The organism is Nocardia sp. CC213A, from assembly GCF_030766805.1.
Lineage (GTDB): Bacteria > Actinomycetota > Actinomycetes > Mycobacteriales > Mycobacteriaceae > Nocardia > Nocardia otitidiscaviarum.
The window spans coordinates 414,114-439,667 of record NZ_JASFXA010000002.1 but is presented as its reverse complement, the minus strand read 5'-3'; the positions used below and the strand labels follow the sequence as shown (position 1 = coordinate 439,667).

The 25,554-nt window shown below is 68.9% G+C and carries 24 protein-coding genes and 1 tRNA gene; 12 read left to right on the top strand and 13 right to left on the bottom strand.

Annotated elements, in window-relative coordinates; all coding sequences use genetic code 11:
• Positions 1 to 63 precede the first annotated feature (63 nt).
• On the top strand, positions 64 to 1,245 hold the full coding sequence (locus QJS31_RS05165; protein ID WP_306356038.1) for a cation:proton antiporter: 1,182 nt from the start codon (positions 64 to 66) through the stop codon (positions 1,243 to 1,245).
• Positions 1,246 to 1,262: 17 nt separating this feature from the next.
• Complete coding sequence (locus QJS31_RS05160) at positions 1,263 to 1,664, top strand: hypothetical protein (protein WP_372341490.1); 402 nt, start codon at positions 1,263 to 1,265, stop codon at positions 1,662 to 1,664.
• Positions 1,665 to 1,705: 41 nt separating this feature from the next.
• Here the strand turns inward: QJS31_RS05160 and QJS31_RS05155 are convergent, their stop codons facing one another.
• Both QJS31_RS05155 and QJS31_RS05150 read right to left on the bottom strand, forming a co-directional pair.
• The gene (locus QJS31_RS05155) at positions 1,706 to 2,458 is read right to left on the bottom strand and encodes an SDR family oxidoreductase (protein ID WP_143979858.1); all 753 of its coding nucleotides are present in this window, start codon (positions 2,456 to 2,458) and stop codon (positions 1,706 to 1,708) included.
• A gap of 106 nt (positions 2,459 to 2,564) precedes the next feature.
• Complete coding sequence (locus tag QJS31_RS05150; RefSeq protein ID WP_282777342.1) at positions 2,565 to 3,485, bottom strand: LysR family transcriptional regulator; 921 nt, start codon at positions 3,483 to 3,485, stop codon at positions 2,565 to 2,567.
• Positions 3,486 to 3,637: 152 nt separating this feature from the next.
• Here QJS31_RS05150 and QJS31_RS05145 point away from each other — a divergent pair, with 152 nt between their 5' ends.
• Complete coding sequence (locus tag QJS31_RS05145) at positions 3,638 to 5,449, top strand: hypothetical protein (protein ID WP_306356037.1); 1,812 nt, start codon at positions 3,638 to 3,640, stop codon at positions 5,447 to 5,449.
• Positions 5,450 to 5,482: 33 nt separating this feature from the next.
• On the opposite strand, the gene QJS31_RS05140 is transcribed toward QJS31_RS05145, so the two are convergent.
• Complete coding sequence (locus QJS31_RS05140) at positions 5,483 to 5,848, bottom strand: hypothetical protein (protein WP_029931897.1); 366 nt, start codon at positions 5,846 to 5,848, stop codon at positions 5,483 to 5,485.
• 364 nt (positions 5,849 to 6,212) lie between these two features.
• Between QJS31_RS05140 and QJS31_RS05135 the strand changes: the two genes are divergently transcribed.
• Entirely contained in the window at positions 6,213 to 7,259 is a 1,047-nt protein-coding gene (locus QJS31_RS05135) for a hypothetical protein (protein ID WP_306356036.1), read from the top strand.
• Here the strand turns inward: QJS31_RS05135 and QJS31_RS05130 are convergent.
• Positions 7,246 to 7,887 carry a dihydrofolate reductase family protein gene (locus tag QJS31_RS05130; protein ID WP_306356035.1) on the bottom strand — a complete coding sequence of 214 codons (642 nt, stop codon included), beginning with the start codon at positions 7,885 to 7,887 and terminating at the stop codon, positions 7,246 to 7,248. The two genes, QJS31_RS05135 and QJS31_RS05130, sit on opposite strands and share 14 nt — an antisense overlap.
• A gap of 220 nt (positions 7,888 to 8,107) precedes the next feature.
• Here QJS31_RS05130 and QJS31_RS05125 point away from each other — a divergent pair, with 220 nt between their 5' ends.
• Positions 8,108 to 8,569, top strand: a complete 462-nt coding sequence (locus QJS31_RS05125) for an SRPBCC family protein (protein WP_143979854.1) — start codon at positions 8,108 to 8,110, stop codon at positions 8,567 to 8,569.
• Positions 8,570 to 8,581: 12 nt separating this feature from the next.
• Here QJS31_RS05125 and sigJ read toward each other — a convergent pair whose 3' ends face one another.
• Entirely contained in the window at positions 8,582 to 9,478 is an 897-nt protein-coding gene (gene sigJ, locus QJS31_RS05120) for an RNA polymerase sigma factor SigJ (protein WP_282777353.1), read from the bottom strand.
• A 160-nt stretch (positions 9,479 to 9,638) separates the two neighbouring features.
• On the opposite strand from sigJ, the gene QJS31_RS05115 reads away from it, so the two are divergent.
• Positions 9,639 to 11,831: an MMPL family transporter gene (locus tag QJS31_RS05115; RefSeq protein WP_306356034.1), complete on the top strand. Its 2,193-nt coding sequence runs from the start codon at positions 9,639 to 9,641 to the stop codon at positions 11,829 to 11,831.
• A 106-nt stretch (positions 11,832 to 11,937) separates the two neighbouring features.
• Positions 11,938 to 12,807, top strand: coding sequence for a class I SAM-dependent methyltransferase (locus QJS31_RS05110; protein ID WP_282777358.1), 870 nt, complete (start codon positions 11,938 to 11,940; stop codon positions 12,805 to 12,807).
• 39 nt (positions 12,808 to 12,846) lie between these two features.
• On the opposite strand, the gene QJS31_RS05105 is transcribed toward QJS31_RS05110, so the two are convergent.
• The 3 genes from QJS31_RS05105 to QJS31_RS05095 are packed head-to-tail and all read right to left on the bottom strand — an operon-like array spanning position 12,847 to position 16,824.
• Positions 12,847 to 14,064 carry an aminotransferase class V-fold PLP-dependent enzyme gene (locus tag QJS31_RS05105; RefSeq protein ID WP_306356033.1) on the bottom strand — a complete coding sequence of 406 codons (1,218 nt, stop codon included), beginning with the start codon at positions 14,062 to 14,064 and terminating at the stop codon, positions 12,847 to 12,849.
• A 4-nt stretch (positions 14,065 to 14,068) separates the two neighbouring features.
• Complete coding sequence (locus QJS31_RS05100; protein ID WP_143979849.1) at positions 14,069 to 15,388, bottom strand: pyridoxal-phosphate dependent enzyme; 1,320 nt, start codon at positions 15,386 to 15,388, stop codon at positions 14,069 to 14,071.
• Positions 15,385 to 16,824, bottom strand: a complete 1,440-nt coding sequence (locus QJS31_RS05095; protein WP_282777362.1) for an alanine racemase — start codon at positions 16,822 to 16,824, stop codon at positions 15,385 to 15,387. Before QJS31_RS05095 ends, QJS31_RS05100 begins: the two co-directional genes overlap by 4 nt.
• Positions 16,825 to 17,144: 320 nt before the next feature.
• On the opposite strand from QJS31_RS05095, the gene QJS31_RS05090 reads away from it, so the two are divergent.
• From QJS31_RS05090 to QJS31_RS05075, 4 genes are all read left to right on the top strand, one after another.
• Positions 17,145 to 17,681 (top strand): hypothetical protein, encoded by a 537-nt coding sequence (locus tag QJS31_RS05090; RefSeq protein ID WP_282777364.1) that lies wholly within the window; start codon positions 17,145 to 17,147, stop codon positions 17,679 to 17,681.
• A gap of 196 nt (positions 17,682 to 17,877) precedes the next feature.
• Entirely contained in the window at positions 17,878 to 18,459 is a 582-nt protein-coding gene (locus QJS31_RS05085) for a DUF1707 domain-containing protein (protein WP_282777365.1), read from the top strand.
• Positions 18,460 to 18,830: 371 nt separating this feature from the next.
• Positions 18,831 to 19,406, top strand: coding sequence for an ABATE domain-containing protein (locus QJS31_RS05080; RefSeq protein WP_282777367.1), 576 nt, complete (start codon positions 18,831 to 18,833; stop codon positions 19,404 to 19,406).
• Entirely contained in the window at positions 19,403 to 19,987 is a 585-nt protein-coding gene (locus QJS31_RS05075; protein ID WP_306356032.1) for a GNAT family N-acetyltransferase, read from the top strand. Before QJS31_RS05080 ends, QJS31_RS05075 begins: the two co-directional genes overlap by 4 nt.
• Before the next feature lie 61 nt (positions 19,988 to 20,048).
• On the opposite strand, the gene QJS31_RS05070 is transcribed toward QJS31_RS05075, so the two are convergent.
• The 4 genes from QJS31_RS05070 to QJS31_RS05055 all read right to left on the bottom strand — a co-directional run bounded on the left by QJS31_RS05070 (position 20,049) and on the right by QJS31_RS05055 (position 22,288).
• On the bottom strand, positions 20,049 to 20,423 hold the full coding sequence (locus QJS31_RS05070) for a VOC family protein (RefSeq protein ID WP_282777371.1): 375 nt from the start codon (positions 20,421 to 20,423) through the stop codon (positions 20,049 to 20,051).
• A 186-nt stretch (positions 20,424 to 20,609) separates the two neighbouring features.
• Positions 20,610 to 21,458 (bottom strand): SDR family NAD(P)-dependent oxidoreductase, encoded by an 849-nt coding sequence (locus QJS31_RS05065; protein WP_306356031.1) that lies wholly within the window; start codon positions 21,456 to 21,458, stop codon positions 20,610 to 20,612.
• Between the two features lie 180 nt (positions 21,459 to 21,638).
• On the bottom strand, positions 21,639 to 22,082 hold the full coding sequence (locus QJS31_RS05060; RefSeq protein ID WP_306356030.1) for a PIN domain-containing protein: 444 nt from the start codon (positions 22,080 to 22,082) through the stop codon (positions 21,639 to 21,641).
• A gap of 133 nt (positions 22,083 to 22,215) precedes the next feature.
• A tRNA-Ala gene (locus QJS31_RS05055) sits at positions 22,216 to 22,288 on the bottom strand.
• Positions 22,289 to 22,416: 128 nt separating this feature from the next.
• Here QJS31_RS05055 and QJS31_RS05050 point away from each other — a divergent pair.
• Positions 22,417 to 24,333 (top strand): DUF222 domain-containing protein, encoded by a 1,917-nt coding sequence (locus tag QJS31_RS05050; RefSeq protein ID WP_306356029.1) that lies wholly within the window; start codon positions 22,417 to 22,419, stop codon positions 24,331 to 24,333.
• Positions 24,334 to 24,814: 481 nt separating this feature from the next.
• Here the strand turns inward: QJS31_RS05050 and QJS31_RS05045 are convergent, their stop codons facing one another.
• Positions 24,815 to 25,552, bottom strand: coding sequence for a thioredoxin domain-containing protein (locus QJS31_RS05045; RefSeq protein ID WP_282777379.1), 738 nt, complete (start codon positions 25,550 to 25,552; stop codon positions 24,815 to 24,817).
• Positions 25,553 to 25,554: the final 2 nt, after the last annotated feature.

The window sequence follows — 25,554 nt, the reverse complement described above, 5'->3', positions numbered from 1 at the left end:
ACTCCGCGACAACGGCTGATGCCCCACCCGCCGCCATGACTGTGACGGGATAGCTGAAAGTAGATGGTGGCACACGAAACCGCGCTCGCACTCATTCAACTGGGCGCGGTCTTTTTCGGATTGGGACTGCTCGGACGACTGGCCGCGCGGATCGGCATGTCGCCGATCCCGCTGTACCTGATCGGCGGGCTGGTATTCGGCACCGGCGGGCTGGTCGAACTCGACCACATCGACGAGTTCATTCACCTGGCCAGCGAGATCGGTGTGGTGCTGCTGCTGTTGCTGCTCGGATTGGAATACAGCGCAAGCGAACTCGTCACGGGTATGCGCAGATCCTGGGCGGCGGGCGTGGTCGACCTGGTGTTGAACGCGACCCCGGGGGTGCTGGTGGCGCTGTGGCTGGGCTGGGGCGTGACCGGGGCGGTGGCCATGGCGGGCGTCACCTACATCTCCTCCTCCGGCATCGTCGCCAAGGTGCTCAACGACCTCGGCCGACTCGGCAACCGGGAAACGCCGACCATTCTGTCGATCCTGGTGTTCGAAGACCTCGTCATGGCCGGATATCTGCCGGTGCTCACCGCGGTGCTGGCCGGAATCGGCTTCCTCGCCGGACTGCAGTCGGTCGGCATCGCCCTGGCGGCGGTCACCGTGGTGCTCGTGGTGGCGCTGCGCTACGGCCGCTACGTGTCCATGATCGTGGACAGCGATATTCGCGAGATCTTCCTGCTCAAACTGCTGGGTGCGGCACTGCTGGTCGCCGGGGTCGCCTCCGCGCTCCAGGTCTCGGCCGCGGTGGGCGCGTTCCTGCTGGGCATCGCGATCTCGGGATCGACGGCGCACAACGCCGCCAAACTTCTGGAACCGCTGCGCGATCTGTTCGCCGCGCTGTTCTTCGTCCTGTTCGGGCTGAGCACCGATCCCAGCAGCATCCCGCCCGTGCTCGGCTGGGCCGTCGCGCTGGCCGTGGTGACCACCGCCGCCAAACTCTTCACCGGCTGGTGGGCCGCCCGCCGCGCCGGAGCCTCCCGCAACGGCCGCGCACGAGCGGGTGCGGCGCTGGTGGCGCACGGGGAGTTCTCCATCGTCATCGCCGGACTCGCGGTCGCGGCCGGTGCGGTACCGGCGGAATTCGCGGCCCTGGCGACCACCTACGTCCTGCTCATGGCGGTGCTCGGACCGATCGCCGCCCGCGTGGTGGAACCGCTGCTGCGCACCTTCGCGCCGCCGGTGCGGGTCAGCGCCTGACGGACCTCTCGAAACCGGTGCCGGAGAGCGCCCTGTGGCGCTGGCCCGTCGCCCCGCTCGACCGGCGGAGTGGCGGTGACGGTGTCACCCCGGCCGCAAACGCGTGCCCGTCACATGATTCCCGGGTCCCCGCCGTCGGGCGGCGGGTCGCGGCGGCGGTCCACCGCTACCGCGTCGAACCGCTGGCGCCGGACGCGCCGTTCGGCGCCTGCCACTGCATCGACCTGCCACTGCTGTTCGGTGACGCCGACGCCTGGCGCGACGCGCCCATGCTGGGCGGCCTCCCCTTCGACCGGGTCGACGCACTCGGTGCGCCCATGCGCCGCGCCTGGGGCGAATTCGTGTGCTCGGGCAACGCCGACCCACTGCGCTGGCAACCGCACACCGTCGGCTCCCGCACTGTCTTCCCCTTCCCTTGATCACGAAAGGCCCACGGATACACAGCGCTGTTCCACCCGGGTCAGCGGGTGGTGTAGCCGCCGTTGGCGAAGATGGTCTGGCCGGTGACCCAGCCGCCGTCGGTGACCAGGAATTCCACCAGGGGGGCGATGTCCTCGATGCGGGTGAGGCGGCCGCCCATCGCCTGGGACTTGTGGAACTCCACCCGCTCCGGAGTCTCCTGCGGATAGAAGAAGGGGGTGTCCATCGGCCCCGGGGCGACATTGTTGACCGAGATGCCGCGGGCGGCGAACTCTTTCGCCGCGGCGCGGGTGAAGTGCTCCACGGGGGATTTGGCACCGGCGTAGGTGGAGTAGCCGTCGGTGAAGGCGGCCAGCAACGAGGTCACGACGGTGACGATCCGGCCGCCGTCCGCCAGACGCTTACCGGCTTCCTGGAGGAAGAAGTAGGCGGCCTTGGCATTGATGTCGAACATCGAATCGTATTCGGCCTCGGTGGTTTCCACGATCGGCTTGCGCAGCACCTTGCCGACGGTGTTGACGGCGATATCCACGGTGCCGAAGGCATCGACGGCCGCGTCGAACAGCTGCCGCACATTCGCCGGAACGGTGAGATCGGCCTGGAATTTCACCGCCTTGCGGCCGAGTGCCTCGATGGCGGCGACGGTCTTGTCGGCCTCGGCCTCGGTGCTCGCGCTGTTGTAGTGCACCAGCACGTTCGCGCCGCGTTCCGCCAGGGAGTTGCTGATCAGCCCGCCGAGGTTCTTCGCACCCGCGGCGACGACCGCCGACCTGCCTGCCAACGTGTTGCTCATAGGTCAGTCCTTCGTTCGGAGTTCGGAGATCTTCCGGTACCGACGCTATGAGTCGGACTGACAAATGAGAAACAGAATATTTGGGTGAACCTACAAATACTGCTTGTTAGCCACGCGTATGCGGGTTATCGCCCGTGGTCAGTAGATCGCGAATGGCCGAACGAGTATGCGGGAGCCACACGGCCTGCACGGGAGCCAGCGGCGGATGCTCGATCTCGACAACCCACACCCGATCGCCGAGTGCCGAACCGGGCGGCGCGGTGACGAAGGCGACCGCATCCGGATAGTCGAGCACGGCCGTCGCCGGCGTCGTGCCCTGAATCCGATCGACCACCAGCGCAGGCTCGAAACCCGCACGGCGGCAGGTGCTCAGAATGAAGTCGGTGTAGAACGACGCACCCGGTGGAGCCCACACGACGATTCGTTCCGTGCGCAGCTCACCGAGGGTGACGGTACGCCGCCCGGCCAGCGGATGTCCGCTCGCGACGGCGATCCGCAGCGGGTGATACGCGATCACCGCCGAGGCCAGGGTGGCGGGCACGGTCGTGCCCCGCCGCAGCGCCAGATCGACCCGGCCGTCCAGCACCGCCGCTTCGAGCTCCTTCGGAAACATCTGGATGGCCGTCACGGACAATTCCGGCATCCCCGCGCGCACCGGCTCCAGCACCTCGTGCACCTCCTCGCCGGTGATGGCCGGCGTATGCGCCACCACGAACGGCCGCTGCTGCGCCGCCGCCGCATCCCGCACCTGCCGCGCCAAGACCTGGCCCGCCGCCAACAACACCGACGCGCCCGCCCGCAGTGCCTCCCCCGCCGCCGTCAGCCGCACCTGCCGACCCGACCGATCGAACAGCGACACCCCCAACTGCCCTTCCAACTTGGCGACCGAACTGCTGAGTGCCTGCTGACTCACATGCAGACGCTCGGCGGCCCGACTGAAGCTGGCGACCTCCGCCACACACAGAAACTGCTGCAAACGCCGCGAATCCAGCGGCTCCCCGAGCGGCGACAACGCGGTATTCAGCATGCGCCGGATGCTACCGGCTGGTTCGGCGCTGCCCACCGCACCGACGTGCGGTTCTCGCCGTTCGCCGGACCGCGCTGACCGGATGCGCGCCCCACAGCCCACCAGCACGGGCTCCACGCCCTCCGAGCGTCCGCGCGTTACGGTGGGGCGGCATGGACACCGTCATGATCGAACCGCCGCGGGCCGATGTGCGCGCGGAATCGGTGCACCGGTCGCGGGTGCGGCCGATCGTGGTCGCGGCGGTGGGTGTGCTGGTGTTACAGCTGGTGATTCGAGGGTGGGTCGCCGGGTCCGGGTTCTTCTACTGGGACGATTTCATTCTGGTGAGCCGGGCGGCCGAGTATCCGGTGTGGTCGGCGGAGCTGCTGCTGCACGACCACGACGGGCATTTCATGCCCTTGGCCTTCGTCACCGCGTGGGTGGTGACGGCGGTGGCCCCGTTGGGGTGGACCGCGGCAGCGGCCTCCATGGTGCTGCTGCAACTCGTCGCATCGGTGGCCGTACTGCGCATGCTGCTGGTACTGCTGGGCGCGCGGTGGGCGGTGCTGGTGCCGCTGGTGTTCTATGCGTTCTGCCCGTTGACGATTCCCGCCTTCGCATGGTGGTCGGCGGCGCTCAACGCGCTGCCGTTGCAGGGCGCGCTGGCCTGGGTGATCGCCGATGCGGTGCTGTTGACGCGGACTCGGCGGCGACGGTACGCGATGTCGGGGGTCGCGGTCTCGGCGGTGGCGCTGCTGTTCTTCGAGAAGGCGGCGATCGTGCCGTTCGCGGCCTTCGCCTTCGCGGTGCTGATCCGGTATCTCGACGGGCGGGCAGCGCCGGTGCGCACGGTGGCGCGGCGGGGTGCGGCGCTGTGGATCGGGTCCGGCGTGGTACTCACCTGCTGGTCACTGGCCTATCTCGCGGTGGTCGGGCTGCCCCGCGCCTCGGGCGGCAGTACCGAGACCCGGGAATTCCTCTCCGGGACAGCGGCATTGGACGTCACGCCCGCACTGTTCGGCGGCCCGTGGCACTGGGAGCGCTGGCCCCCGGCGACACCGTGGGCGGATCCGCCGGACTGGGCGGTGGCGGCGGCGTGGTTCGCGCTGGCCGCCGTGGTGGCGGTGACCATCCGCGCCCGCCGGCGCGTGCTCGCGGTCTGGCTGGTGGTTGCCACCTACATCCTGCTCGCACAGCTGCCGGTGGTGCTGGCGCGCGGCGGGCCGAATACCGCTGCGGCGGAACTGCTCCGGTCACTGCGCTATTTCGCCGACTCGACGGTGGTGCTGGCCGCGGCGCTCGCCCTGATCCTGTCGGCGCACGCCCGCCGCAGCACCCGTGCGCGCCCCCGCGTCACCATCGCGGTGACAATGGTGTTCATCCTGAGCTGCCTGTGGTCCACCTGCGCCTTCGTGCGCTGCTGGCAGCCCAACCCGGCGCGCACCTACATCGCGAATACCGAGGCGGCACTGCATGGTTGGCGGCAGGAACCACTGCTGGAACAAGAAGTGCCGTGGCAGGTGCTGAACCCGACGGTCTATCCGCAGAATCTGATCAGCCGGGTGCTGTCCGCCGTCGCACCGGCGGACGCCTTCGCCACCTCCACGCCCCGGCTGCGGATGATCACCGACACCGGCGCGATCGTCGACGCCGAGGTCTGGTGGAACCGCAGCATCACTCCAGGACCCGACCGCGACTGCGGATACCGCGTCCAGGGCACCGCGCCCACCGTTCTCCCGCTCGACGGCCCCCTGCTCGATCACGAATGGACGGCCCAACTCAACTACCTCGCGAGCGGGGACGGCAGCATCACGGTCGCCCTGGAATACGGCGACTGGGTGACCGTTCCGATCCGGCGCGGGCTGAACACCGTCTATGTGCGTACGGTCGGCAGCGGCCGCGCGCTCCGGATCGGCGCGCTCACCCCGGGGCTCACGGTGTGCGTCGGCGTCGGGCCGGTCGGCGTCGCCTCCTGGGACAACTGAGTAGGTGCCGACCGAGCCGACGATCGAGGCGCATCAGCAAACCCGGGCCAGCGGCCGGCACACTACCCAACCGGAGCCGTTGTCGCGGCCGACCTGAGTCCAGGTGGTGGTGGTGCCGCCGGAGCTGTTCGACGCCTCGGCCTGCTCGCCGAAGGAGGTCGGGAGGTGGTCACGCCGCGCCCGATCCCGCTCGGCCCGCGACCGGGGGTCGTCGAACGAGTGGTGGAACCCGCGCGGGTCGATGTGATCCCATCCGGTCGAATCGCCGAAGTCCTTGTCGGGCGCGGCACTCGCGGCCCCGGTGCCCGTGATGAAGGCCGCGCCGGTCAGTGCGCAGGCGAGGGTGGCACCGGCCAGCAGTCGGCGGGCCCGGGTGGTCGGCATCGTGGTGCTGGACATCGAATTTGCTCCGTTCATACCGTTCGGTCGAATCGGCGGGCTGGGTAGTGGCCGATCGATCCGGTAGCTTCTTGCCGCTATTCAGTGGCGCGTTAACCAGTGTCACACCTAGGAGGGAACTCACTCTTCCCAGCACCGGGAAGATCGTCATCGGCCCACCGATGGCCTTTCACCAGGTGAAATCCGCCGGATGTAGCCCTTTCTAGGCAATCCGAAGAGTGACCAACAGCCCCGAGATGCGACCTTCCAGCTCTGAGAACACACCATTCAATGTGCCGCTAGACAGCGGTACATTGAAGGCATTGAGGAGTTCCGACCCCTTCGGTGCGATGGCACGGAAGGCATCCGATGAACGGAGACTGGTATGCGCACTGCGAGACAGCGTGGCCGCACACCGACACTGCTGGCCACCACGGCGATCGCGGCCTCATTGAGCCTGATCCCCGCCGGTGTCACGGCCGGGTTCGCCGGCGGCGTATTCACCGCCGCGACGGCGACGGCCGCCCCGGGTGCCGACGGCTCCGCGGGTGACAGCGACACCGGCGGCGGGTTCGACGGCGGTGGGTTCGACGGCGGTGGGTTCGATACCGACAACTGGTCGGACCCCTCACGTACCCCTGGAGATTCACCGGGCGGCAGCACACCCGGTATGGGCGGCTGGGACGGGAACGGGCCGGGTTTCGACGGCGGCACCGACGATGACCACGGATTCGGCGGACCGGGGGTGGACAGCCCCGGCATCGGAGGCGGAATCCCCGACGCCCCGGGGTTCGACGGCGGCCGTGGCGATGGACCCGCGTGGCAGCGGGATGACCACGACTCGGATGGCGGTATCGGTCACGGCACCGGCGGCCCCGGTCACGGCGGCCCCGGTCACGGCGACGGGGACGGACTCGACCTGCCGAACTTCCCGGTGCGGCCCGACATCCCGGCACAGCCCGCCGTCCCGGTACAACCCGGCGGACCATCGCAGCCCACGGAACCGCCCCACCCCGCGGAACCATCGGAGCCCGCGGCGCCCCCGCGTGCCGACCAACCACCGCAGCACGGAATTCCGGGGGGACCACTGTTCCCGTGGGACCCGGCCTTCCCCGGCGGGCCGTGGTTCCCCTGGCTTCCCCATCCCGGCTTCCCCGGCGGGCCGATCGACGACGGCGGGGATCACGACGACGATGACGATCACGATCCGGGCGGAAACAGCCTCGGCTGCACCGACTTTCCGTCGGCGCCACAACCGCGGCCCACCTGGTGCGACCCCCAGCACATCCAGGTCCCGCAGCTGCTGGTCCGGCCCGGAACCGTTCACACACCGTGGGGCGAGGTCGAGGTCCCCGTCGTGGAGTTCAGCGCTGCGGCATCCCACCTCGGCGCGACAGCACCGGCGGAGCGGCCCGGACTCACGAGTCGTTGAACACCTCGGCGAATCCGCAGGCCTCGCGACGTTCGGGACGGTAGCGCATCATCACGACGGCACTGTCGAAAGTGGTCACGTCCGTCAACCGGAGCCGCGAGGTGTCGACCGACGACGGAAACAGCGGTATGCCGCGACCGAGCAGAATCGGGTGTACGAACAGCCGATACTCGTCGATCAGATCGTTGGCGATACAGGTCGATGCCGTCTCGACGCCGCCGAACAGGATCACGGTGCCCCCGGGACCGGACCGCAGCGCGGCGATTTCGTCGACCGCCCGGCGACCGATCACCCGGGTGTTCCACCCGGGTGCACGCAATGTACGGGACAGCACGATCTTCGGCTTGTCCTTCCAGACCCGGGCGAAGTCGGCATAGAACGGCGAGAACGCGTGGTCGGAATCGGCCGTCGGCCACAACGCGGCCATGATCTCGAAGGTTTCGCGGCCGTAGAGAAAGGCGTCGGCGGCGCGGAACTCGTCCAAGAACGGTGCGCACAGTTCCTCGTCCACCACCGGCCAGTGCACTTCGCGGCCCGCGCCCTCGGCGAAGCCGTCGAGGGACATCTGCATCCAGAGCGCCACGCTTGCCATCACGCACCTACCTGTGTATCCGAGCCGAAGGGACACTGAAGTCTTCGGTCATCGCGGTGCGCGGCGCATCGGTATTCCCGCGGCGGCTACTTAAGTAGCCGAGTTCGTGCTCTGAGTCCCGCGCCGCCGTGGTGAGCGGTGCGCCGGACCGTTTATCGGTGCACCCGCCGGGTAGCCCGACCACTGTGTCGAAGGTATCGGCAGACGAAGATCCGGTCCCGTCACGCCGGGCGGGCGCCGGGAGAAGGAGGTTGCTATGAGTACCGTCACCGCTTCGACCGAGGTCAATGTGCCGATCCGGACGGCCTACAACCAGTGGACGCAGTTCGAATCGTTCCCCCGCTTCATGGAGGGGGTGGAGCGCATCGATCAGCTCGACGACACCCATACGCACTGGAAGGTGAAGTTCGGTCCGGTGGAACGTGAATTCGACGCCACCATCACCGAACAGCATCCGGAGGAGCGGGTGGCCTGGCACTCCGACAGCGGGCCGGAGCACGCGGGTGTGGTGACCTTCCACCGCATCGACGACACCACCACCCGGGTGATCACTCAGATGGATATCGATCCGGAGGGATTCGTGGAGAACGTCGGCGACAAGCTCGGCGTCCTCGACCTGCGGGTGAAGGGCGATCTGAAGCGTTTCAAGCAGTTCATCGAGGAGCAGGGGCACGAGACCGGGGCCTGGCGCGGGGACGTGCCACGACCGGGAAACTGACCCGATGCGGGCTCAGCGCGCCATGCCGATGAGTTTGTCGGGATTGCCGATGGTGTAGACGCATCGGATGCGCTCGGTCTCGGGATCGATGTCGAGCACGCCGACGCCGTAGGGCTCGCCCCGGCGGAAACAGACGACGGCCGGCTCACCGTTGATGTGGCCGAGCCGAAGGTCGAGATCGACCATGGTGCTCCGGACGCCGGGACCGGTGAGCAGGCGGGCGACCTTGGCCGCACCCTCGATGGGACGCAGTGCGGTCCGGATACGTCCACCGCCGTCGGAATGGAAGATGACGTCGGGCGCGAGCAGGTCCATCAGAGCCGACAGATCACTGCCCCGCTGCGCGTCGAGGAACCGCTCGGTCACCCGCCGCTGCACCACCGGGTCGGCGCGGAAGCGGGGTCGGCGCGCCTGTACGTGCGAGCGGGCGCGGTGCGCGAGCTGCCGCACGGCGGCCGCCTCCCGGCCGATCATGGGGGCGATCTCGGCGTGCCGGTACCCGAAGACCTCGTTCAGCACGAAGACCGCCCGCTCCAACGGGGTCAAGGTCTGCAGCACCACCAGCATGGCCATGGACACCGCCTCGGTGCGCAGCGCGGCATCGGCGGAATCGGCGTCGTCGGTGAGCAGCGGTTCGGGAAGCCATGGGCCGATATAGGTTTCGCGGCGACGAGCGATGTCCGACTGGCGTGCCAGGGCGGCATTGACCGCGATGCGCACCAGGTACGCGCGCGGGTTGGCGATCTCGCCCGTGCCGCGTCGCTGCCGCGGCATCCAGGACAGCCAGGTCTCCTGCAACACGTCCTCGGTATCGGCGATACTGCCCAGCAGGTTGTAGACCAGGGCGAACAGCAGATCGCGATGTTCGGCGAAGGTCTCGGTCGCGGTGTCCGCGGCAGCGTCGGTCACGTCTCCTCCTCTGACGGTGTCGAGCTTAGGAGGGCCCGCGCACCGCGAACTGTGACATGGCGACCGCATGTGAACCGCATCGCACGCCGTCACATTCACCGCTCCCACCCGTCTCTCATACGCACCACGGCATTGCCGCGGTCGACGGGAGGAGACAGAGGTGCTGGAGAGAACGACGAGCCTGTGCGCACGCCATCGGCGGGCGGTACTGGTCGTGGCCACGATCGCCGTGCTACTGGCGGGCATCGCGGCCGCGACTCTGTTCGACCGTTTGAAAGGCGGCGGATTCGATGATCCGGGAGCGGAATCCCGCGCCGCCGCCGACATCCTGAGCGAGCAGTTCGGCCAGGGTGAACCGAATCTGGTGTTGCTGGTGCGGACGCCGGGTTCGGTCGACGATCCGGCCGCCACCGCCGCCGCCACGGCGCTCACCGCGCGCCTCGGCGCGGAACCCGACGTCACCGGGGTGACCTCCTATTGGACGGCGGGCAGGCCGCCGGTATTGCGCGGCTCCGGCGGCGACCGTGCGCTGGTGATCGCGACCATCCTCGGCGACCCGGACCATATCGACGAGCGGATCGCCGATATCGCCCCGCGCTACGCCGGTGCCCACGACGGACTCGAGGTACGGGTCGGCGGCTACGCCATGTTGCAGCGGGAGATGTTCGAGCAGAGCGAGCGCGATGCCATCGCGGGTGAATCCATCGCCTTCCCGATCACGCTCGTCGCCCTGTTGTTCGTTTTCGGCAGTGTGGTGGCCGCGCTGTTGCCACTACTGGTCGCCATGGTCACGGTACTGCTCACCATGGGCGCGATCTGGCTGCTCGCCGGGGTGATGGACCTGTCGGCGCTGTCGATGAACGTGGTGACGCTGCTGGGACTGGGCCTGGCCATCGATTACAGCCTGCTGATCGTGAGTCGTTTCCGCGAGGAGCTCGCGGCCGGGGACGAGCCGAGTCCGGCCTTGGCGACGACCATGCGGTCGGCGGGACGGACGGTCGCGTTCTCCGCGGTCACCGTGGCGGTGGCGCTGTCGGGGCTGCTGTTCTTCCCGTTGCAGGCGGTGCGGTCGGTGGGTATCGCCGGTATCGCGGTGGCCCTGATCGCGGCGCTCAGCTCGCTGACCGTGCTGCCCGCCCTGCTGGCGGTACTCGGGCGGCGGGTGGACAAGTGGCGAATCCGCAATGCCGACAGCGAGTCCCGGGACGTGCGGGAGGGTCGCTGGCATCGGCTGGCCGTCTTCGTCATGCGGCGGCCCGGTACGGTCGCGGTATCGGTGATCGCACTGCTGCTCGCGGTCGGTTCGCCGTTCCTGGGATTGCGGCTGGGCTTCCCGGACGAGCGGTCCATGCCCGAATCCTCGAGCGCCCGGCAGGTCGCCGAAACCGTGCGCGCCGATTTCGACACCAGTGAGCAGAACGCGCTGACCGTCGTACTGCCCCGGCTCGACGCCGATCCGGGCGCGTATGCCGCGCGCCTCTCGGAACTGCCGCATGTGCAGCGGATCGACACCATCACCGGCGGCTATGCCGATGGCGCACAGGTGATTCCGCCGACGGCCGCGCACGCCCGGTACGGCGCGGACGGCGACGCCTTCCTCACCGTGGTGCCCGACACCGACGATGCCGGGACGCTGGAGGCGCTGGTCTCCGATATCCGCGCGGTCGATGCGCCCGGCGAGGCGCTGGTGGGCGGGGTGGCGGCGGTCAGCCTGGATGCGACCGACGCTCTCGTGCAACGGCTCCCGCTCGCGCTCACGGTGGTGGTCGCCGCCATGGTGGTGCTGCTGTTCCTGCTCACCGGCAGCGTCTTCCTGCCGGTGGTGGCGGTGCTGCTGAGCTGCCTGAGCCTCACCGCGACCTTCGGCTCACTGGTCTGGATCTTCCAGGACGGCCATCTGTCCGAACTGCTCGGGTTCACCGTCACCGGCACCCTGACCGCCACCGTCCCGATCATGCTGTTCGGGGTGGCGTTCGGCCTGGCCATGGACTACCAGGTGTTCCTGCTCGCCCGCATCCGCGAGGAGTACGAACGCACCGGCGATCCGACCGCGGCCGTGGCCAGCGGCTTGGAGCGCATCGGCCGCATCGTCACCGCTGCCGCGGTGCTCATCTCCGTGGTGTTCCTCGGCTTCCTGGTCTCCGACATCACCTTCATGAAGGCGTTCGGCATCGGGCTGCCGCTCGCGGTGCTGGCGGACGCCACCCTCATCCGGGGTTTCCTGCTGCCCGCGGCCATGCGGTTGGGCGGCCGGTGGACCTGGTGGGCGCCCGCGCCGCTGCGACATCTGCACGCCCGCTTCGGTATTCGGGAGGGTGATAGCGTCGATACCGGGGAGCGGGTGACCGTGTAGCGCTCGCGCCGGTGTCCGCGCTTCCGGCCGTGGCGGGTGCGCCCGGTCGGAAACGCCGACGCCGCGTCGACTTCGCATTGAAAACGATGTTCAGTAGTATCGCCGCGTGACGATCAGCGCGCAGCAGCGGACCGGCAAACCGGGAACCGGAACGTCCACCGACGATCCGGCCGCCGCCGAAGCCGTATTCCTGGACGCGACCATGCGCCTGCTCGCACCGCTGGGCGTCACGACCGGCGACGTGGTCGCCGACGTGGGTCCCGGAGCCGGAACCGCCGCCGTCGCACTGGCCCACGCCGTCGGCCCGCGCGGCCGCGTCTACGCCGTCGACCTGGATCCGGCCATGCTCGAAGCCACCATGGCCGCGGCCCACGACGCCGGTGTGGGCGATCGGATCCGGCCGGTCCTGCACGATCTGGAGGACGGCGCACCGCCGCTGCCCGAAGCCGTCGACGCGGTGTGGTCGTCATGGTGCGTACACCACGCCCGCGACTGGGATGCCGCCACCCGGGCCCTGGTCGGCATGCTGCGGCCGGGCGGCGTGCTGTGCCTGGCGGAGGGCGGGCTGCCCACCCGATGCCTGCCCTGGGACACCGGCATCGGCCGCCCCGGACTGGAGATCCGGTTGGACGAGGCCCACGATCGGCATTTCACCCAGTGGTTCTTCGGCCGGGCGGGCGCGAAACGCCCCGGGCGGGGCTGGGCCGACATCCTCGCCCGCGCCGGGCTCACCGATGTCACCGCCTTCACCGAACTGGTCGACATTCCCGCACCGCTGCCCGTCGAGGTGCGCGGAGTGGTGCTGGCCGAACTGGCGGCGCGCGTCGGCCGGGCGGGACCGTTCCTGAGCGCCGACGATGCCGCCGCGTGGGAGCGGCTGCTCGACCCGGACGACGACGCCTGGCTCGGCCACCGTCGCGACCTGGCCCTGCTCACCGCCCGCACCGGCTGGCGGGGGCGCAGGCCGGGGGCGTAGGCCGGTTGCCCAAACCGGTTGCACAGGCCGGGCGCGCAGTCAGCTCGCCATCTCCTCGCAGCGCCGCACCACCTCGAGCACCCGGTCGATCTCCTCCGGCGTGTTGTAGACGTGCGCGCTCACCCGCACCGCATGATCGTCGGAAGCCCGACCGGCCTGGCAGTGGCCGTCGGCGCGCACCATGATGCCCTCGTCGGCGAGGACGAAACCGAGATCGTCGGACCGGACCCGCGCGTGCCGGAAGGTCACGATGCCCTCCCGGCGCTGCACCGGGGAATCCGCGCCGAGGCTGTCCTGACAGCCCAGCACCCGCACCCCAGGCAACCGGGAGAGGCCGTCGGTGAGGCGGGCGGCGAGGGCGGTGTTCCAGGCCCCGATCTCGGCCAGCCCGGCCGCGTCGAGCCAGTCGAAGGCGGCCGCCAGACTCACGATGCCGGTCGTATTCGGCGTGCCCGCCCAGCCTCGCAGCGCGAAGCGGGGGCCGCGCCGATTGCGTGCCCACACCGCGCCGACACCGGGCAGCGCCAGTGCTTTGTGCCCGGAGAACACGACGAAGTCGACATCGAGATCCGCCACCGACACCGGCCGATGTCCCACGCTCTGCGCGGCGTCCAGGCAGATCGGCACGTCCGGTCCGACCGCGGCGCGCACCCGGTGCACGTTCAGGTCGACACCGAACACGTGGTGCACGTGGGTGACCGCGACGAAGCGGGTCCGGTCGGTCACAAGGGACGGCAGTGCCCGGTGGTCGTAGTCCCCGGACGCCGGGTCCACCGGCATCGGCCGCACGGTGACACGAATGCCACTGCGCGCCAGGCTGTCTCGCAGGTCCAGCCAGGGCCGCAGATTGGCTTCGTGATCACCGAACGGGGCGATGATCTCGTCACCGTCGACGAGCGACTCCGCCAGCCAGTCCCACGCCACCGCCCGCAGCCCGTCGCTGGTGCCGCCGACGAACTCGACCGTCGACTCGGAGCCGTTGTCGCCCAGCGCCTGTCGGATGCGATCGCGGGCGGCGTCGATGCGTCGGCCGGTGGCGGTGCCCCACGGGTAGGAGCCGCGCCCGGCATTGGCGTTGCCGGTGGTGAGGTACGCGGTGACGGCGTCGAGCACCGCCGTCGGCTTCTGCGTGGTGGCCGCGCTGTCCAGATACGCCAGTCCCGGATTGTTCGCGATGATCGGGAACTGCGCCCGCAATCCCCGCTGCCAGTCCGCCAGGCGGTGCAGGACCTCGGCCGGATTCGTCATGGTGGTCATGGCATCAGTCCCGGACCAGCGGTGCGCCCGCGTCGCGCCAGGCCACGATGCCGCCGCGCAGGCTGCGCGCGTCCCGATGCCCCATTCTCGTCAGCAGCGCCGCGTAGCGGGCGGACTTCTCGCCGACCGGGCACACCAGCAGCACCGGCCGGGCCGAGCCGAACGGCAGGCCGCCGCGCAGCAGGTCGTCGAAGAGTTCGTCCACCATATTGATCGAGTTCTCGATATGCAGTGCGGTGTAAGCGAATCCGCCGCGCAGGTCCACCACCAGCGGACGTTCCCGCTCGATCCACTCGCGCGCCTCGGGCACATCCACCTGGACGGCGGCGGCGATCTCGGCGTCGGTCAGCGTATCCACCGAGTTGGGACGCGGCGGCTGCTTGAACAGGTCGGGACGGCGCTTGCGCAGATAGCTCATATAGCTCTCCACCCGATCGCACACGATGAACACCGCGGTGCGGCGCTCGGTGAGGGTGGCGTCCAGAGCCGAAAGATGACGCAGGGCACCGAAGTACGCCGCACCGGCGGTGGGGCCGCCCAGGATGCCGCAGCGGCGGTTGAGGGTGAGCATGCCGTCGATGGCCTCGGCGGCGCTCACCGCGTCGAGGGTGTCGTAGTTCTCCGGGTCGAACAGCCCGACCTCGTTGACCTCGTCGATATTTCGGATACCGGGGATGAAATCGCTTTTGGCCGCGACCAATCCGACCACCGATACGGACGGGTCGTGTTCCCGCAGCACACCGGCCACCCCCGATGACGACCCGGCCGTGCCGACGCAGGCGATGAAGACGTCCGGGGCGCGACCGTCCAGATCCTTGATGATCTCGGTGGCGGTGCCGACCCGGTGCGCGTCCAGATTGCGCGGATTGAAGTACTGATCGGTGTGCAGATAGCCGTTGCCCTCCTCGGTGAGCATCCGGTACATGCGAGTCAGCGGATCCTCGGTATCGGTCGGGTCCAGGCATTCGGTCTGGCCGGGCAGCTCCTCGATCTGCGCGCCGAGCAACAGCAGCAGATCCTTGATCTCGGGCACCCGCATGCGGTTGGTCACGCTCTTGAACGGCAGGCCGTGCATGGCGGCGATGACCGCGAGGGCCTTGGCGGTATTGCCGCTGGACAGTTCCACGATGGCGTCGCCGCGTTCGATGGCCGCGGGCAGGTCCTCGCGCACCATATTCCAGGCCGGGCGGTCCTTCACCGAGCCGAACGGATTGAGCATCTCCAGCTTGGCGTACAGGTCGATATGGCGCAGCCCGTGCACGGTCGGGTCGATCCGGACCAGCGGCGTATCCCCGATGGCGTCGAGAATGCTGTCGTACTTCATGAGCGGTTCCCTTTCACCGGCCAGTACTGTTCGTCCAGGCACCACGACCATCCGCCCGCGGCGCGATGGACCGCGACCGTGCGGGCGATGGGCTGCATCAGCGCGTGATCCGCCGCGAAATCCATGAAGTAGCCGGCCGTGTTCACGAAGGCCAGCAGATCTCCCGGCTCCGGTGGGCGGGGCAGCGTCACCTGACGGCGGGTGATCAGGTCGTCCTCGAGACACAGATTCCCCGCCAGGTACACACCGGTCGGCGTACCCGGGCGCGATGGCAGCAGCACCGGATCCATCAGCACCGCATGCTCTTCCGCGCTGATATCGCGCGAATTGGCCGCCAGCCGGACCAGCGGGTCGCCGCTGTGGGTGGTGCGCACCTCGGCGATCCGGGCCAGGGTGAGGCCGCACTGGTCGGCCAGTGCGCGTCCGGGCTCGATGTACAGGTCGTAGAGGTTTTCCAGCAGCAGCGTGGCGAACGACCGTTGCAGGCTGACGGATTCGCGATCGAGCAGCTCGTCCAGGTACCGCGCTCCGGCCGTGTCGCGGTAGGCCGGATACACGCCCAGCGCACCGCGCAGGGTTCCGGCTTCGGCGCGCAGGCCGTAGCCGTGGTTCTGCCAGGTCATGGGCGGGCGCAGGCCGAGGACCGCGGTGCCGAGTTCGGTGGTGTAGCGCTCCCATTCGCCGCGGTCGGCCAGATAGTTGACGCCGAAGCCGCCGCCGATGTCGATCGCGGTGGGGGCGAACCCGCGCCCCAGTGCCTCGTGCATGGCCAGCAGGCAGCCTTCGAGGGCGAGCGCCTTCTCCTCGATGCCGGTGGTGTCCAGGTGGTAGGACACGCCGAGTAAACGCAGCGCGGCCCGGTGCTCGTCGAGAACGTCGAGCACGTCGGCGAGTTCGCGGGCGTGCACCCCGAAACGGCTGGGGCGGCTGAGAATCGGCACACCCGGCGAGTCGAAGGCGGAGAGCCGGATCATCACCCGCGCCGGCGGCAGGCCGAAGCGTGTGACGATGGCGGCCAGTTCTCGCAGTTCCGCGCGGGAGTCGGCGTTCACCACCGCCCCCACCCTGGCTGCGAGCCACAGGAATTCGGCGTCCTTGGGGCCGGTCGCCATGATCCGATCGCCGCTGAACCCGGCCGCCAGCACATGCCGCAGCTCACCCAACGAGGCGACGTCCACCCCGCACTCCCCCGCCGCCAGCTCGCGGATCAGCGCGCTGGACCGGTTGGCCTTGTGCGCGAAGTACACCTCGCCGCTCAGCCGCCGCCGGTCGTACACCGCGCGATACTCCGCCGCGTTGGCCGTGATCTGCTCGGGTACAACGATATTCAGCGGCGAACCGAGCGCGTCCACCATGGCGGACAGTCGCTCCGGGACCGCGAGGACATCCCTGATCAGCTCGCTCATCAGCGGCGTCAGAACCAGCTCCGGCTTCACCTATCCAACCCCGTCCGAGCTCCGGCACCGCACCAGGCGCAAACCACCGTCTTGCTTGTAAATCCAGGGTAGCGACCAGTATGGAACCGGACCGCTTCTCACGACGCGAGGGGCAGCGAACGGGCAGCAGTCGCTCCCGGCGGCAAACTCGACCGAAGCGGGCACGAAGCGAACCATGCCTCGGTCAAGTGCTGACCAGTCGGATTTGATCCGATAATTCTCCGGGAGATTGCATTGTCAAGTACATGCTCTTGGTCATTCGTATAATTCGTTGTAGCGGAGCATATTACGATCCACCCGGCCATCGGAGGATGAATACGATGCCCACCACCAAACTGAAGGAATGCCCCCAGGAACTCTGGCTCGGCGACGTCGGCTATTCGAGCGGCGGAATCTGTTACTACATGAGCGAATACGTGCGCGAGAGCATGTGGAACGGGGTCAAGAAATTCTCCGAAGCCGTCGAAGTCGCCAAGAACGCGGTGCCCGCCACGATCGTGAAAGCGGGTAAGGCCAAGAACCTGCGCGACAAGGGCGGCGAAGCACACGGCAAAGCCCAGCAGGCCTACAACCAGATCCCCGCCGACCTGGCCGCCACCAAGGTCTATCGCGTCGGCCTCTGGTTCGGCAAGAACGGCAAGAACCCCGACAGCGCCCAGCACCAGAACCATGAGGCCGTCGTCCTCACCAGCGGCGGCACCGAAGTGGTCTTCTTCGAACCCAATTTCGGCTTCTACCACGCCGACGAGAACACCACCCGCAAAGCGGCGTTCGAAGGAGCGGTCCGCGCCCTCTACACCGGCAATGGCGAACATGCCGAGAACTTCCACTACCAGGAGGACCGCACCGTCAAATAGCGATGATCGACACCGCGTCGTGAGGCGGGGAACTCGCCGGAGCCGCGGATCGCCGATCCGCGGCTTTCGCTCATGACAAACGGAGTCCGCCGACGCAGTATGGGCGATGATGTGCTGAGCAGCACCCGCGCGGCCCACGAGTGCCACACTGGAGAGGTACCGACGAAGTCAGCTCGCACAAGGACACACCGACGCCATGGCCGCCAATCCCGACCCCGACGACCTGTTTCTCAGCGACGAGGAGCGGACGCACGCCCTCGACGCGCTCGGCAAGCACTACGCCGACGGGCGCTTGGACAGCGCCGAGTTCTACGACCGCTCGGGCGCGGTCGCCACCGCCCGCACCCTGGGCGCTCTCGGGGAGGCGTTCAGCGGCCTGCCCGGCGGCGTGCCGCTGACGCGAGTCAACGGGCAGGTGGCCAAGGTCCCCGTCAACGACAACTCCCCGGCGACGGGTGGCGACAACGCGGCGGCCGAACTCGCCGCGCTCCGCAACCGCGGCAACACCATCGACTCACTCGACTGGATCATCGTCGGTATCACCCTCATCACCTTCCTCGTCCTCCAGGTGATCGTGAGCTGGGACTACGCCTGGATCGTCTGGCCCTCACTGATCATCACCCTGAGCATTCCGCGCATGATCCTGCGATTCAGCGATTCCGACGAAGAGGTGTACGAGGAACTGAAGAAGTCCGACGCGGCCGCCCGCAAGAAGCGACTCTCCGAGGCCACCAAGCGGATCCGGGAACTCGAAGGCGGCGGCAACACCGGCGGCTGACGGTCAGTACAGCAGCACGCCCATTGCGGCCGCGACGGGAGAACAACCCGCCGCCGCAATCCCGGCTGACGCTCGGCCACGGACGGCACGACGGCAGTGCCAGTGCGACGAACTGCTGTCAGTCCGGTCGTTCGGCGTGTAGTGCAGTCCATTGTTCGGGCGGAAGAGACCGCGGTGGATACGGCGGCTGGGCCTCATTCCCCTGATTCCAGAGTCCGCCGATCTGCGGGCGCGTGGCGAGCCCGCGCGTCGGCGAGTTCGAAGTACTCCGCCGGGGCGAACGGAATGCGCCAACGGGCGGCGACTCGGCATGAGACACGAGGCACGAAATCAATGGCTGACGTTTGGATGGTCGTGTTACCGTCAGCAGCATGACGGAGGTCGACCTTCCTATCCTCGGCACGGAACCTCTGCCGGTCGAGTTCGCGAACACCGACTACGGCGGCGGTGCGGACCGCATCGACTTCCTGCGGAGCGCCGAACAGATCGATCGATGGTTCGCGCTCGTCCACCCGCCCGCGATCGAGGGTGAGATGGGACGTGCCGGTGAGCGGGTGCGGCAGTTGCGGGACGGTGTGCGTCACCTCCTGAGCGCTGCCGCCGACAGGGCCGCACCGGATCCGCGACGACTCGATATCGTCAATGAATTCGCCCGAGCCGCACCCACATTCGCACAGTTGACATGGACGCCGGATATTGCGCCCGCGGCCCGACGGTTCGACATCGCCACCGGCGCACCGGCTCTGCTGGGCCGCATCGCCACCTGCTGTATCGAATTGCTCACCGGGCCACAGTCGGACGCCCTGCGCCGCTGTTCGGGTCCGGGCTGCTCCCTGCTGTTCGTCAAGAACCACGCGCGGCGACGCTGGTGCCACCCCTCCTGCGGGCACCGCGACCGCCAAGCCCGCTACTACCGCCGTCATCATCCCCGAGAGGTGCACCCATGATCACCTGGCGTCGACTGCGCGAGCAGGACTTTCCCCTGCTCGCGCACTGGCTCGAACAGCCGCATGTCGCCCGCTGGTGGCATCACGAAACCTCGCCCGAGGCGGTCGCCCGCGACTTCGGACCCGCCACCCGCGGCGAGGAACCCTCCGAAGACCTCCTGGTCTTTCTCGACGGCCGCCCGGTGGGCCTGGTCCAGCGCTGCGCCTTGGCCGACTACCCCGACTATCGCGACGAGTTGGCCGCCGCGACCGAGGTGCCCGCCGACGCACTGACGATCGACTATCTGATCGGCGACCTCGACCGCACCGGCCGCGGCCTGGGCAGTCGCATGATCGCGGCCGTCGTCGAGGCGACCTGGACCGATCACCCCACCGCGACAACCATTCTGGTCCCGGTCGTCGCCGCCAACCGCGCCTCCTGGCGGGCGCTGGAGAAGGCCGGTCTGCACCGGGTAGCCGAAGCCAACCTGGAACCGGACAACCCGGTCGACGGTCGAACCCACTACCTCTACCGGGCGGACCGCACCCGCACCACCGCCCACACCGGACGCGACGACTCGCCCCGACACGCGGTGCGGTGACTCGACCGGCTGGACCGCCGAGCGCCCTCCGCATCCGAAAGGCGCTCGGCGACTTCGCGAATCACAGATACGGACGGGTGATCATCTCGATACCGTGACCGGCGGGGTCGCGGAAGTAGACCCCCCGCCCACCGTGCCCGGAGTTGATCTCACCAGGCCGCTGGAAGTGCGGATCGGCCCAGTGCTCCACACCCCCGTCGCACAGCTTGGCGTACGCGCGATCGAACAAGTCGTCGTCGACGAGGAACGCGTAGTGCTGCATCTGGATGTCCACCGGCGGTTCGGCGAACTGAAGCAACACCCCGTCCTCGCACAGCAGGTTGGTGAACACTCCCCACGAGGGCGCATCGGCGAACTCGAAGATATCCCGGAAGAACGCCGCGGACTCCTGACGGTTCTTGGCGGCGATGATGGTGTGGTTGAAACGTGCGGACATGAACTCTCCTGTCGTGATCGATCTGTCGAGCTGGTGATCATCACGTACCAGGCGGTGCCCGCGCGGCGCTCAGAACAGCACCGGGTCACCAATCCGTGTGTGGCACAAGGCCGTCCCGGTAGTCATCACGGCGAGTATAGCGCGGCGCAGGCCGACCACCGAAGGGCCGCGAGCGCCCCACATCGGCTACTCGGTTCCCGGCGGGGGCAAGGGAGTGAGGTTCTCGCCGTTGAGGATTGCCTGCATCCGGTGTTCTATATGGCCCTTCCATTCCGGGTGGGTCAGCACGTAGAGGCGTTCCTCCCGGATGGCACGCAGCATCTGGTCGGCGACGACCCGCGGGCTGGTGCCGTGGGCGAATAGTTTCCGCAGGTCGTCCATGCTCACTCCGGGCGGGAGCTGACTCGGGCCGACATCGGAGAGGCGGTCGGGGCGATTGCGGTCGGCGTCCAGGATGCGGGTGTCGACCACTCCCGGCATTAACACCGAGATCCGGGGCTTCAATTCGCTGCCGACGAGTTCCATGTGGACGGTTTCCGACAGCGCGACCACCGCGGATTTGGTCGCACCGTATACCCCGGACCCGCCCACCACACCCGCCACCGACGCCGTGTTGACGATGTGGGCCTCGTCATCCTGCTCGATCATGATCGGCAAGAAGCTGCGGTGACCGTGCACGACTCCCATCAGATTGACCCCGAGCATCCACGCCCAGTCGTCGAGCGTGCTTGCCCACGACGGCACGCCGCCACCGGCCACCCCGGCGTTGTTGCACAGGATGTGCACGGCCCCGTACCGCCCCAGGGTCGCGGCAGCCAGTGTCGCCACCTCGTCGGGATTCGACACATCCGTCACGATGCCGTGCACGTCCCCGCCGGCCGACCGCAACTCCGCCGTCGTCGCCGCGAGCGCATCCTCCTCCACATCGCTGAGAACCACCCGGGTTCCGGAGTCGAGGAATGCCTCGACCATCCCCCGCCCGATACCGCTGGCCGCCCCGGTGACAACGGCGACCTTGTCGCGCAGATCCCGCACCGTGCCTCCCTTTTCGCCCGGACAAGACCCTTCCCACCGTACGGCGGCGACAGGCACCGCACATCAGCCCGACGGGTGATGTCGCGAATCCGGTTCGACGCCCCCTGACCCGAACGACTATCGGGCACTTCGGCATGTCTCGATATCGGCGGTGGCCGCAAGTTCGCGGCAGCGAGCGGTTCAGTCGCCCTGGAGCAAGAGTCGGAACGACGGATGAGCGGGCGTCAGGGGCCGCACGGCGCGAAATTCCTTCTCATCCAACGTCAAGATGTCATTGGTGAGGTAACGCTCGGCGAGTACGACCGTGACCGCGTCGGCCAGGTCGAGGCGGAGGCCGCGATAGTGCTCGATGATTCTCTGGGCGACTCGGAGGTCATCACGGTCCACCTGCGGTACGAGCACCGCGCCCTCCTCGGCCGAGGTGAGCAAGTCATCGAGGACGAGATCGGCTGCGCGGCGGTCCTTTCCGAACCGCGCCACGAGCAGATGATCGACCTCATCCAGCACCAGCGGCGAGACAACCGCAACAGAGGTGGAGAGAAATTCGCGCGACCGCTCGTGCAGTTCCGCGGCACGGTCGTAAGCGGCGATGATGGCCGAGGTGTCGGCGATGAAGAAGCTCACTCGCCGTATGCCTCGCCGAGCAAGTCCTCACTGTTGGCGGCGAACCCAGGATCGCCGGAATCGAATGACGGCCAGGGCATTGCCGGAAAAACAAAAGAGCCGCAGGTCGATGACCTGCGACTCTGTCGTGGAGTGGAGCTAAGGGGACTCGAACCCCTGACCCCCACACTGCCAGTGTGGTGCGCTACCAGCTGCGCCATAGCCCCGTGTTCAGTTTTGTGTCAGCGGGGTGTTCCCCGCTGGCTTGAACGAAGTTACACCACCGCCGTTGTGCGGACCAAATCGCCTGGACAGGTGGGTGACAAGAGCGATCTTCGGAGGTAGGCTCGAACATATGTTCGACAGCAGGGAGGTCCAGGTGATGGGTGACGAGGAGCTGGTCGACGCATTGCGGAGGGCGCACGGGGCCGCCGCATTCGCACAGGCGGCGGAAATCACGGCCGTGCGGGAGTTGTATCGGCGGCATCGGGCGGCCAATGCGGCGCCGGGGGCCGGCGGGGTGCGGGCCGGGGAGTTCGCGGCGGCCGAGGTGGCGGTGGCGGTGCAGATCTCCGAGCCGGTGGCGGCGGCGCTCATCGATATCGGGTTGGCCCTGGACGAGCTGCCCGGGACGCGGAAGGCGTTCGGGGACGGACGGATCGATCTGGCGCGGGTGCAGGTGATCGCGGAGACCACTCGCGGGCTGGCCCGCGAGGTGCGGGAAGCGGTGGAGCCCAAGCTGATCGACGCGGCGACCCGCAATGATCCGGTGCGGCTGCGGCAGACGGCGCGGCGGTGGGTGGCGCGACTGGATCCGGACGGCGAACGGGAGCGGCGCGAGGAACGCGAGCACGACCGGGACGTGCGGATACGTGCCGTACAGGACGGGATGGCGGTATTCGACGGGCTGCTGCCCGCGGTGGGGGCGCAGACGGTGGCCAATCGGCTGCGGGAACTGTGCGGGCAGGTGTGCGCCGAGGACCCGCGCACCATGCCGCAGCGCCGCGCCGACGCGTTGGTGGCCTTGGCCGACGGGTCGCAGCGGCTGTGGTGTGCGTGCGGGCGCGGTGCGCGCTGCCCGAAGTCGGCAACCGCATCCGGAGTCGGCGGCGGCTGGGCATCCACCGCGACCGACCCGGCACACACGTACGGCGACCACGCCCCGCCCGCAGCCCAACCAGGAGGATCCGATACCGCACCCGGAACCCGCGTCGCGGGCGGTGCCTCCGCAACCGGAGCCGAATTCGCGGCGCCGCGCGATACCACCGAACCGGCACGGACCGAATGCCCGGCGACTCACGACGATGCCGGAGCGGCCGAGACCGAACTCCCGGCGACTCCGGAGAGCAGCCAATCGGCGCAGACCAGCCCCCCGGCGACTCCGGACGGCACCCAATCGGCGCGAAACGAACCCCCAGCGCCCGTGGGCGGCGCCCGATCGGCGCAGACCGGATCCGAAGCAGCTGGCGGCGACACCGCACCTTCGTGGACCGGACCCGTGACTCGCCGCGACGACACCGCGCCGGGGCGAATCGAACCTGCCGGCGTGGCTCCCGCAGGACCCGGGGCGCAGCCGCCGCGGCCACCGCTGATCCAGATCGGGGTGTCGGCCGAGACACTGGCCGGGCTGCGGAACGATCCCGCCATGCTGGTCGGGTACGGGCCGATCGATACGACATTGGCTCGGGAGCTCGCGAAGTACGCGCGGTTCGAGGTGGTGCCGGAGCCGCCGGCACCGGAGGCGGGGGCGCGGCGGCCGACGTCGTCGCAGTCACCCGAGGATGTGCGGGCCATCGACGGGGTGTGCCGATTTCCCGGATGCGGAATGCCCGCCACCGATGCCCAGCTCGCGTATGTCGAGGCGACGAACGCCCGGCCGCGGCTCCCCGGTATGGCGCACGTGGCAGCGTTGTGCACGCGGCACCACCGGCTGAAGATGCTGGCGGACCGGGGAAGTCAGGCGTGGCGGGTGCGTCGCGCGGACGCCGATCGGATCGTGTGGACCGACCCCAGCGGCGAAACCCACACCACGACGCGCGAAGGTGCGCGGTATCTGTTCCCGCACACCGATATCGACGCCCCCACGGTGCCGCCGACACCCTACGAGCGGGTGCACGTGCCACCGCCGCAGCCAGTGCGCACCGTCCCGGCCGATCTCACCTACCCGATCGACGGGCACGCCCTCATCCACCCGCAGCTGTCCCGCTGCACCCCCGACAACGATATCCCCGACGACCTACCGGTGAACCACACCGCGTCCTTCCGCCGTTGAGCACCCGCCTGCGGCGTGCGCACCGCCACGGATCACCCGCGGGGAGCGCAGCGCCGCTCCTTGCGGGCGACGGCCCCGGGGACCTTCGAACCTCCGTCCACCGAACAACGACGGTCGTGTCGTCAACCGAAGTCATGCCGGAGGTTCCGCTCACAGGGCGAGTCGTCCGATGCGGCGGATGCGGCAGCGGACAGTCGCTCCGGCACGGCTGCCTCGCGCCGGGCCCGGGGGGTGCGCGGTGCGATCTGAACTGAACACAGCGCGACTGGACTGAACACAGCTTGTCCGGCACAGAGAGCGAGCCGCGGGTCCAGTGCCCGCGGCTCGTTCGTGCGGTCTCGTTGCGGCCGTTCCCACTCAGTGCCGCTGCATCCATCCGATGCTGTGCGGCAAGCGGATTCGGGGATCGGTGCTACGAGCGTCCCGCGTCGGCGGCGTGGCGAGGGCCGTACACGCGCGGGCGCCGATGCGCCGGCCCCGCTCACTTGGCGGCGTCGAGCACCCAGTCCTTGTTGTTGACGTCGATCTCGCGGCCGTCCAGGAAGACCGACGGGGTGCCCGCCGCGCCACCGCTGGCCGCCTCGAGGGCGGCGATGGCCGCTTCGGCGTGGTTGCGGGCGGAGTCGACGCGGTCGCCGGAGGTGATGCACCGCTGGGCGGATTCGGGGGCTCCGGCTTCCGCGGCGATGGCGGCCAGTTGCTGGTTGTCCAGGTCGCCGCTGCCTTCGGCGGGCTGCTTGTCGGTGAAGAGGAGTGCGTGGAACTTGGCGTAGACGGGGCCGTCGCCCTCCTGCGCCACGCATTCGTTGGCGGCGACGGCGCGGGTCGAGTAGTCCTTGCTGCCGGACCGCTCGTCGAGGAAGTTGACCAGGCGGTAGCGGACCGCGAGCGTGCCCTCGTCGATCTGCTGGGCGATCTCCTGGCCGTAGATGCGTTCCAGGGAGCCGCAGGCGGGGCACAGCGGGTCCTCGTAGATCTCGACGGTCTTGGCGATATCGGGCTTGCCGAGCACGATCGCGCCATCGGAGTCGAGGGCCACGCCGACCGCCGGGTCGTGCGCGGGACCGTAGCCGTCATTGCGGATCTCGCTGTCGCCGCCGCTCCACTGGAACAGGGCGAACACGATCAGCGCGACCACCACCACGGCCACCGCCCCGAGGGCATAGGTGGTCTTGTTGGACACCGGACGCGGGGTGTAGTTCGTCGTCGGTTTGCTCACGG